This is a genomic window from Oleiphilus sp. HI0043 (genome assembly GCF_001634935.1).
This window is the reverse complement of record NZ_LWEY01000028.1, coordinates 1-781: the sequence shown is the minus strand read 5'-3', so window position 1 is coordinate 781 and position 781 is coordinate 1. Positions and strand designations below refer to the sequence as shown.

Genomic DNA, 781 nt, shown 5'->3' with positions numbered 1-781 from the left:
TGCCAGGCATCGCTGGTATTGTACTGACTGTCGGTATGGCGGTTGATGCAAACGTGTTGATCTTTGCTCGTATCCGCGAGGAGCTGGCAAACGGTCTTTCTCCTCAGCAAGCTATTCATGCCGGCTATAGTCGAGCATTTGTAGCGATTTTCGATGCAAATATAACCACGTTGATTGCTGCGGTTATCTTGTTTGCGGTAGGAACTGGCCCGGTTAAAGGTTTTGCGGTGACATTGTCACTCGGTATTATGACTTCGCTCTTCACTTCTGTCGTACTGACGCGAGCGATTGTTAACTTGGCCTATGGCGGCCGTCAGCTGAAGAAAATTTCGATAGGGTAAGGTGCTCAGGATGAACAATACAATAGATTTTATGGGCAAACGTAAGATTGCCGCGGCATTCTCGATCATCTTATTGCTTGCCTCAATTACTTCGCTTGGTGTGAAAGGTCTGGCTTTGGGTTTGGATTTTACAGGGGGGACGCTGGTAGAGGTTGAATACCAAGAAGCGCCGAACCTTGAAGAAGTGCGTGAGCAGTTGCTTGCAGCGGGTTATGAGAAATTAGTTGTACAAAACTTTGGTGCAGCAACATCTGTGTTGGTTCGCTTGTCTGAGTCGTTTAACGATAAGGTTGGTGCGCAAGTCGCGAGCACCTTGTCTGCGAATGGTGTGCAGCTAGAGCTGACCAGAGCTGAATTTGTTGGCGCACAGGTTGGTGAAGAGTTAAGAGAGCAGGGCGGCATTGGCTTGCTGTTGGCCTTGGGTTTGGTCATGTTCTATG

Annotated in this window: 1 protein-coding gene and 1 pseudogene; both read left to right on the top strand. The window is 48.7% G+C overall.

Annotation, left to right across the window (positions count from 1 at the left end):
• A partial coding sequence (locus A3729_RS01040) for an MMPL family transporter (RefSeq protein WP_156497555.1) occupies positions 1 to 341 on the top strand: 341 nt, incomplete at its 5' end.
• Between the two features lie 10 nt (positions 342 to 351).
• Positions 352 to 781 (top strand): annotated as a pseudogene (locus tag A3729_RS01035) (protein translocase subunit SecF); the annotation flags it as partial.